8 protein-coding genes are annotated in these 7,727 nt (G+C 64.6%); 3 read left to right on the top strand and 5 right to left on the bottom strand.

The genetic code is table 11. The features are described 5' to 3' along the window. Window positions 1-537, top strand: a 537-nt coding sequence (locus KJ554_08765) for a polyphenol oxidase family protein (protein ID MBU0742423.1), incomplete at its 5' end; no start/stop codon positions are given. A gap of 128 nt (window positions 538-665) precedes the next feature. On the opposite strand, the gene KJ554_08760 is transcribed toward KJ554_08765, so the two are convergent. Further along, window positions 666-1,109, bottom strand: coding sequence for a hypothetical protein (locus KJ554_08760; protein MBU0742422.1), 444 nt, complete (start codon window positions 1,107-1,109; stop codon window positions 666-668). A 210-nt stretch (window positions 1,110-1,319) separates the two neighbouring features. Between KJ554_08760 and KJ554_08755 the strand changes: the two genes are divergently transcribed. Together KJ554_08755 and KJ554_08750 are read left to right on the top strand one after the other, a co-directional pair. Continuing rightward, window positions 1,320-2,843 carry a sigma-54 dependent transcriptional regulator gene (locus KJ554_08755; protein MBU0742421.1) on the top strand — a complete coding sequence of 508 codons (1,524 nt, stop codon included), beginning with the start codon at window positions 1,320-1,322 and terminating at the stop codon, window positions 2,841-2,843. Window positions 2,844-3,246: 403 nt separating this feature from the next. After that, a complete protein-coding gene (locus KJ554_08750; GenBank protein ID MBU0742420.1) occupies window positions 3,247-4,437 on the top strand; it encodes an ATP-binding protein in 1,191 nt (396 codons plus the stop codon). A 187-nt stretch (window positions 4,438-4,624) separates the two neighbouring features. Here the strand turns inward: KJ554_08750 and KJ554_08745 are convergent, their stop codons facing one another. The 4 genes from KJ554_08745 to KJ554_08730 all read right to left on the bottom strand — a co-directional run. Continuing rightward, window positions 4,625-5,074 (bottom strand): response regulator, encoded by a 450-nt coding sequence (locus KJ554_08745; protein ID MBU0742419.1) that lies wholly within the window; start codon window positions 5,072-5,074, stop codon window positions 4,625-4,627. A 31-nt stretch (window positions 5,075-5,105) separates the two neighbouring features. Next, window positions 5,106-6,233 (bottom strand): HAMP domain-containing histidine kinase, encoded by a 1,128-nt coding sequence (locus KJ554_08740; GenBank protein MBU0742418.1) that lies wholly within the window; start codon window positions 6,231-6,233, stop codon window positions 5,106-5,108. A gap of 273 nt (window positions 6,234-6,506) precedes the next feature. Continuing rightward, window positions 6,507-7,148, bottom strand: a complete 642-nt coding sequence (locus KJ554_08735) for an FkbM family methyltransferase (GenBank protein ID MBU0742417.1) — start codon at window positions 7,146-7,148, stop codon at window positions 6,507-6,509. A 71-nt stretch (window positions 7,149-7,219) separates the two neighbouring features. Further along, on the bottom strand, window positions 7,220-7,727 hold a 508-nt coding region (locus tag KJ554_08730; protein ID MBU0742416.1), incomplete at its 5' end, for a hypothetical protein.

Here is a 7,727-nt window from a genome sequence, read left to right as displayed (position 1 = left end):
GTGCGGCGGGTCATGGAGCCGGGCTGCGCGGGAGAGGCCGACGCCCTCTGGACCGACCGTCCGGGCCTGGGCGTGATGGGCCGCAGCGCCGACTGCCCGATCCTGCTGGTGGCCGGCCGCCGCGAGGATGGTTCGGCTGTGTGGGGCATGGCCCACGCTTCGTGGCGTTCCACGGTGGCCGGGATCGCCCCGCGGCTGCTGGCGGCGATGGCGGCCGACGGCCTCGAGGGGGCGTCGCTGAGGGCCGCGATCGCCCCGTCGGCCGGGCCCTGTTGCTACGGGGTGGGCGAGGAGGTCAGGCGGGCCGCCCTGGAAGATCTCGGTGCCCACGCGGCGGCGTTCTTCGCGGCGCGCGGCGGCGTCTTGTATTTCGACCTGTGGGCGGCCAACCGGAGCGCGCTGGAACGGGCGGGCGCGGCGGCCGGAGCCGTGCGTGTCGATGGCCGCTGCACGATCTGCGGGCGGGGATTCCCGAGCTACCGTCGCGAGGGGGAACGGGCGGGCCGTTTCGGCGTGGTGGTGGGATGTCCGCGTTGAGCCGGCGATGAAGGATGGCACGGGGGCCCCGGAGGGAGAGGACCGACAAGGATGCCGGTCCCAGGGGGTTGGGCCCCCGTGCTATAGCGGAACTTTCCTGCGGCCGCGTTCTGCGGCCGAATACTCCCTCAGACGGCCCGACGTTTCTGCCCGCGCAACACGGTCTGGATCGTCATGGCCAGCTGTCGCGCGTCGTATGGCCATTCGATGATCGTGGCGATGCCGGTGAAGAGGTCCTTGGCCAAGCGTTGCGACTGGTTGGAGACCAGGACGACCGGAAGATGCGGCGAGATCTCGAGCACGGCGTTGATGACGTTCTGGGTGTGCGTGATGCTGTTCGGGCGCTGCTTCAGGATCACCAGCGACCAGCCGGTCGGATCCGCAGCAAGCAGCTTGAGTCCCATGCTCTCCTCGTCCACCGAATGGACCTTGTAGCCCATGGAGACGAGGTTGATGGTGTTGTGGCTGACGATCTCGTCATTGTTGTGTATGACCAGGATCCGGTCGTCCATGTCGTTCGGTTCCCAACGTTCCATGATGATCCAGAACTCCGTCAATCTGGGGTTCTTCAAACCTGTCGGATCCTATATGACCACGATCCGTGCCAGTTTTTTTGAAAACCAATTAATACGTTGCAATAAAAGAAAATGACATTTCTTCAGATACCCTGTAAGAGTCTCCGGATTACGGATTTCCGTAAAAAGATTATATGATTCACGGGTTTCCGTTTATCGTGGGATGGACGAAGATCGAACACGGGGTGAGCAAAGGATGTCCCTGTCATGAACGAAAGAGGCAGCAACAAGCGATCGACGATCCTGGTCATCGATGACGACGAGATGGTCCGGAACATGATGGGCAAGTACCTCGACCGCGAGGGTTACCGTGTGCTGCTGGCCGACAGCGGCCGCGCGGGCCTGGCGTCGATCGGCAGGGACAGTCCCGACATCGTCCTGCTGGACCTGCGCATGCCCCGGATGTCCGGGCTCGAGGTACTGGAGCGCATGCGGAGCGAGGGCAAGAACGCGCCGGTCATCGTCATCTCCGGCACCCAGGACCTGGACGATGTCGTGTCCTCCCTGCGCCTGGGCGCCTGGGACTACCTGGTCAAGCCGCTGATGGACCTGTCGTTCCTGTCCCACGCCATCGAGGGGGTGCTCGAGCGGAGCCGCCTGCGCACGCAGAACGAAGAGCACAGCCGGCGCCTGGAAGAGATCGTGGCCGAGCGGACCGAAGAGCTCCAGAAGGCCAACCGCACCCTGGACGAGCTGCGCCGTCAGCTGCAGCGCGAGAACGAGTACCTGCGCGAGGAGATATACCCGGTCAAGGAGAAGGGGGTGTTCGTGGGGCGCAGCGCCGCCCTGGACGCGGTGATCAACGAGATCGACCGCGTAGCCGAGACCGATGTGAACGTGCTCGTCACCGGCGAGTCGGGCACCGGCAAGGAGCTGGTGGTCCGCTCCATCCACGACAAGAGCCGCCGCAAGGAACGCCCGCTGATCTCGCTCAACTGCGCCTCGATCCCCTACGACCTGTTCGAGAGCGAGCTGTTCGGCCACGTGAAGGGTTCGTTCACGGGTGCGGTGCGCGATCGGGTCGGCCGCTTCGCCCTGGCGGACAAGGGCACGCTCTTTCTTGACGAGGTGAGCGAGATCCCGCTGGCGTTGCAGACGAAGCTGTTGCGCGTGCTGCAGGAAGGGGAGTTCGAGCCCGTAGGCGACGAGAAGACCCGCAGGGTCGACGTGCGCATACTGGCCGCCAGCAACCGCAACCTCAAGGGCGAGGTCGCCGCGGGCCGCTTCCGCCAGGACCTCTACTACCGCCTGGCGGTCTACCCCATCCGGATCCCGCCCCTGCGCGACCGGATCGAGGACGTGGCACCGCTGGCCATGCACTTCCTGGAGCGCGCCTGCCGCAAGCTGGGCATGAAGGCCCCCGAGCTGACCATGCGCCACCTCGTGCTGCTCGAATCCTATCCGTGGCACGGCAACGTGCGCGAGCTGCAGAACGTGATGGAGCGCGCGGCCATCATCTCCAGTTCCGACGAGCTGCGGCTCGACCTGCCCTCGTTGCACGGCGCGGACGGCGGGGAGTTCAACGGGATCTCCGCGCCCGGCGGCGGCGCGGCCATCCTCACCGACGCGGACGTCCGGAAGCTCGAACGCGACAACATCTTCGCCGCGCTGGAGCGGACCGGCTGGAAGGTGTCCGGGCCGGGTGGCGCCGCGGAGCTGCTGGGGCTGAAGCCGACGACGCTCTCCTACCGCATGAGCGCGATGGGGATCGAGAAGGAGGGGTTGGGGTAGGGGGTTTTCGCGTCCCGCTTGGCGAGCTTGTGCCTTCTGGTTATCCGTCCGCACTGTTTCGACGGGTTATATGACCCTGCGGTTTTGATGTCGAATCTCAACTCTATCTCAGGAACGAGTTCTCGGTGCGTCCCACCCGGGGGTCGTTTGGCGATCGCTGCATGACCTCGATCTAGTGGCGACGGGCTACCTTCTCATGGATCAAGGCCTGGCGGGATCGAAGAGCTGCGAGCAAGATGCCAAGGCGGAAGTTGAACATAATGGACAGTATGCAGTTCGGTCGCATAAATTCTCAAAATTTCAAGGCGAACGGATAAACAAAACCACATGCCAATTGGTTTGAGCGAAATTAGCGAGTTTAGCGCCCTTGACTAAACCAAGCTAAGATTGCTATATTCCCGCCATGGACCCGATCAGAAATCCCTATGCCCCGGGCGCGGGCACACCGCCGCCGGAACTTGCTGGCCGAGATGAGTTTCGCGAAAAGGTTCGAATCGTCCTGGAGCGGATCAGGGCTCGCCGTCCAACGAAGAGCGTCCTGATGGTAGGCCTACGCGGTGTCGGGAAGACCGTTCTGCTCGATCGATTGCGCAACGACGCCGAAACGGCGGACATACATACCATGCGGGTCGAAGCCCCGGAGTCGAGATCGCTTCCGGCCATGCTCGCACCGCAACTGCGCCTAGCCCTCCTCCGGCTATCGCGCAACGAGCAGGCTCGCGATCTGGCCCGCCGAGCATTGCGTGGACTCGCGGGCTTCGCCAACGCACTGAAGGTCAGATACAACGACATAGAAGTCGGTCTGGATTACGAACCAGAGCCCGGACTGGCCGATAATGGTGATCTGGAGCATGATCTCCAGGCGCTCCTCGAGGTCGTTGGTGAAGCTGCAGCTCAAATCGATACTGTCCTGGCGATGTTCATCGACGAAATGCAGTACGTCGAGGAACAGGAACTGGCCGCTCTCATCACCGCTCTTCACCGAGCCGCGCAACGACAATTGCCGATCGTCCTCATCGGAGCGGGACTGCCTCAGCTTCCGGGTCAATTCGGTCGGGCCAAGTCCTATGCCGAGCGATTGTTCGACTTCGTGACGATCGGTCCGCTGTCGGCCGAGGATGCCGAGGTGGCCTTAGTGGCACCTGCGCGCCGCGAAGGCGTCGAGTTCGATCCCGGTGCACTGAGTCGGATAATCGGACGAACGCAGGGTTATCCCTATTTTCTGCAGGAGTGGGGGAAGCACTGCTGGGAAGTGGCGAGCGAGTCGCCCATATCTTTGGCCGATGTCGGGGCCGCGACTCAAACCGCGGTTGCGGCGCTTGATGAGAGCTTCTTCCGAGTTCGCATCGACCGCCTGACTCCATCCGAGAAGACCTATCTTCGGGCCATGGCTGAACTCGGCTCCGGGCCGCATCGCTCGGGCGATATCGCCCGTGCACTGAGTCGTGAGGTGCAGTCCGTTGCTCCGACGCGCAGCAACTTGATCAAGAAGGGTATGATCTGGAGCCCAAGCCACGGCGACACTGCATTCACGGTTCCGATATTCGACGAGTTCATGCGCCGTATCATGCCGGGTGACGATTGGCGTACGTGATTCCTCAGATTTCTTTCCGCTGCGCGCCCCACTCGGCGGGCCGATTATTTTGTTCGCGAAATCCCGCGACGGCTCTGGCCAATAAAGAAAGACCGGCCGGATGGCCGGTTCGAGTCGGGTATGTCGATGGTGCTGCAATCCCAGGGAGCCTCTCGATTATCCCGGATCCGCCCCCTCGCCGACCCCGTCAAGAAAGCACGTCCTTGATCCTCCGCGCGACGTCCTCGTGGTCGATGGGCTTCTCGATGAACACATCCGGGGCGAGGCTCTTCAGTTGCCCGTGGACCTTGACGCCGAAGCGCCGCGTGAAATCGTCTCCGTAGCTCTCCGTGGGCAGCGGCTCGCCGGATATCATATCCACGCCGGTGGCTTCCGAGGCGCCGGTGATGATGAAGATGGGGACCTTCTCCAGTTCCGGGTCCCGCTTCATCTCCTGGTACACGGCGATGCCGCCTTTCTGGGGCATCATGAGGTCGAGGAGGACCAGGTCAGGCCTCTTGTCCCGCACCGCCTGCATCCCCTCCTTGCCGTTGCGGGCGACGCGGTAGGGGCATCCCATTTCCTCGAGGATCTCCGTCAGATAGATGACGCATTCCTCGCTGTCGTCGACGATCAGGACGTCCTTCTCTTCGAGCATCTCACTCCCTCCTTGCCGCCATGATAGCACATCACGGCTCGTCGGATCCATCCCCGCCGGTTCTCGGCAGGTGGATGCGGAAGGTCGTCCCCTCGCCGGGAGCCGAATCGACCTCGATGGTGCCTCCGTGCTCGTCCACGATCTTCCTGACCACCACCATGCCCAGGCCTGTTCCGCCGGTCGCCTTGGTGGACACGAAACGGGTATAGAGGCTCGCCAGCACCTCTTGCGTCATGCCGACGCCGTTGTCCTGCACGGTCAGCACGACCTCGTCCGGTGCGCCCCGGCTTCCCAGGACGACGAGGTCGCCCGTCCCGCCCTCCGTGCAAGCCTCGATGGCGTTGGTCGCGAGGTCGACCAGCGCCCGGTAGATCTCCAGGCGGTCCAGCGCGACGAGGCCGACCCCGTCGTCCGTGTCGGCGCGCAGCTCGATGCCCCATCCTTCCGCCATGCGCTTCAGCTCTTCGACGACGTTCCGGATGATGTCGTTGGGATCGAGAGGCTCGCGTTTGGGGTCGCGATCCTTGACATAGTTCAACATGTCGAAGATCAGTCTCTCGATCCGATGGACGCTGCTGCGCGTTACGCGCAGGCCCTTGCGCAGCTTCTCCTGGTCGCCCGTCTTCATGGCACGGTCGAGCACGAACTGGCCCGCGCGGAGACCGTTGAGCACGTTCTTCAACGTGTGCGACAGCCCGGCGACCGTCTGGCCGACCCCGGCCAGTCGCGCGTTCTCCTGGATTTCGCGCTGCTGCTGCGCGATGCGTTCCGCCGAACGGTTGAGGGAGTCGGCGAGCAGGGCCAGCCCGGGCTGCCGGGGCCTTTCGATCGGTCGCTGCGACTCGCCGGAGCCGATCGCCTCGGCGTTGGCCAGGAGTTTCATCAGCGGACGGCGCAGATGGCGCTCGAGCTGCAGCCGGATCGTCACCGCGGTCGACAGGAGCACGATCGCGCAGAGGGCGGCCGTCGCGATCCGGATCGTCCGCACCTGTCCGCCGAGCGGTTGCAGGCTCTCGTGGACGAGGACCGGATCTGCCGACCCCGCAGCCTCAGTGAGGCGGCTTTCCAGCCAGACCTCGTAACCGGCGAAGATCAGTACCTGCAGCGGCAACAACCAGATCAGGATGCGCCAACGAACGGTCTTGGCTCCGGTCGCCATGGACTTGGTCCCGTTCCATGCGTCAAATGAGGATGGAGTCACTATCGCGCCGACGGACGCTCTGTCCGGCGAAACCACGGACGTGACGGACGGGGAAACGCTCTCGAAGCATACAGAACGCGCCACGCTCCTGGAAGCAGAATATGACAGTCGTCATTCACCCGTCGCCGCTGTAGATCTCCTGGTCGGCCGCCGCCGCGGGCGCGCGGGTCGTTCTGGTCTTGGGCCGATCCCCCCGGTCGCCGGCGATATCGAATTCGCTCGAGATATCGCTCAGCGCAGGAAAGGATTCTCGATGCCGGGCGCGACGGCCGGGAAGTTGCCCGGCCGCAGGGTCTCCAGGGCCGTGGCGTAGGGTCCGTACTCGAACTGGAGCATGGCGATCCGGCCCCCGGCCAGGGCGCCCGCGAAACCCCGCAGGACGTTGTACCCGGCGCCTTCGACGTCGATCTTGAGATAGTCTATCTTTTCCACGCCACTGGCCGCGAGGTAGGCGTCGCCGGTGGTCACTCTTGCCGTGATGCATGCGTTGTCCCGCGCATCGGGATGCGGCATCACACCGGCCGAGTTGGACCCGTAGCTCGACCAGACCTCGATCTCCCTCTCGTCGCTGCACAACCCGATCTCGTTGAGGACGATGCCGGCCCCGCCGTCGAGGTATTCGCGCAGGTTGCGCTGGAGAATCCGGTAGGTGTCGGGAACTATCTCGAAGACGTGCAGGTCGATCCCTCGCTTCGTCGCGAGGACCATCAGCGACCACTCGCCGTCGTTGGCGCCGGCGTCGAACACCACGGGCCGGCATCCGGACCACAGGGTCCCCGCCAGGCGGCCGACGACCATGCTCTCGCCGTTGCGGTACATGTAATAGTCGTTGTTGTCGAAGGCCAGGGTGACCTTCGCGCATTGATCCGCCAACAGGCGAACGAGCGGATTGCGACGGGGCCTGCCGAAGATCTATCGCCTGGGATTGAAGTATTTCGATGGCGTCACGCGTGGTTCTCCCGCCTGGTCTCCAGCTTGGCAGCCGGGGCGTGTCCCGTCAAGCGGCGGGGGCGATCCCGCCGCCGCATCACCGCCAGCGTCGCCACGATCACCGCCAGCAAGCCCAGGGACTGTGCCAGGGACGCGGCCTCCGGCGACAACCAGCCGTCGAACAGGTGGCGCCGGACGAAGTGGTGCAGCGAGATCGTGCCCCCGGCCCCGTCCGACCAGCGCACGACCAGGATGGCTACGTCCGAGATCAGGTGCGCGGCCACGAAGGCCGTCAGCGCCCGGCGGCCCAGGAGCTTCAGGGGGGACAGGCCGCGCCGCCAGCCGAGTCCGTCGATCAGTCGAAGACAGACCGCGAGCGCCAGCAGCGCCCAGCCCGCCGTGATCAGCGCGTAGGATCCCGTCCACAGTTCCTTGACCGCCGGCAGGCGCAGGCTCCAGAGGTGGCCCGCCGCCGCGAGTGCCAGGCCCAGCGCCGCCAACCGTCGCGCCGCGCGTTCCGGC

It is taken from the genome of bacterium (genome assembly GCA_018814885.1).
Lineage (GTDB): Bacteria > Krumholzibacteriota > Krumholzibacteriia > LZORAL124-64-63 > LZORAL124-64-63 > JAHIYU01.
The sequence above is the reverse complement of the archived record's forward strand: the minus strand, read 5'-3'. Positions and strand labels throughout refer to the sequence as shown.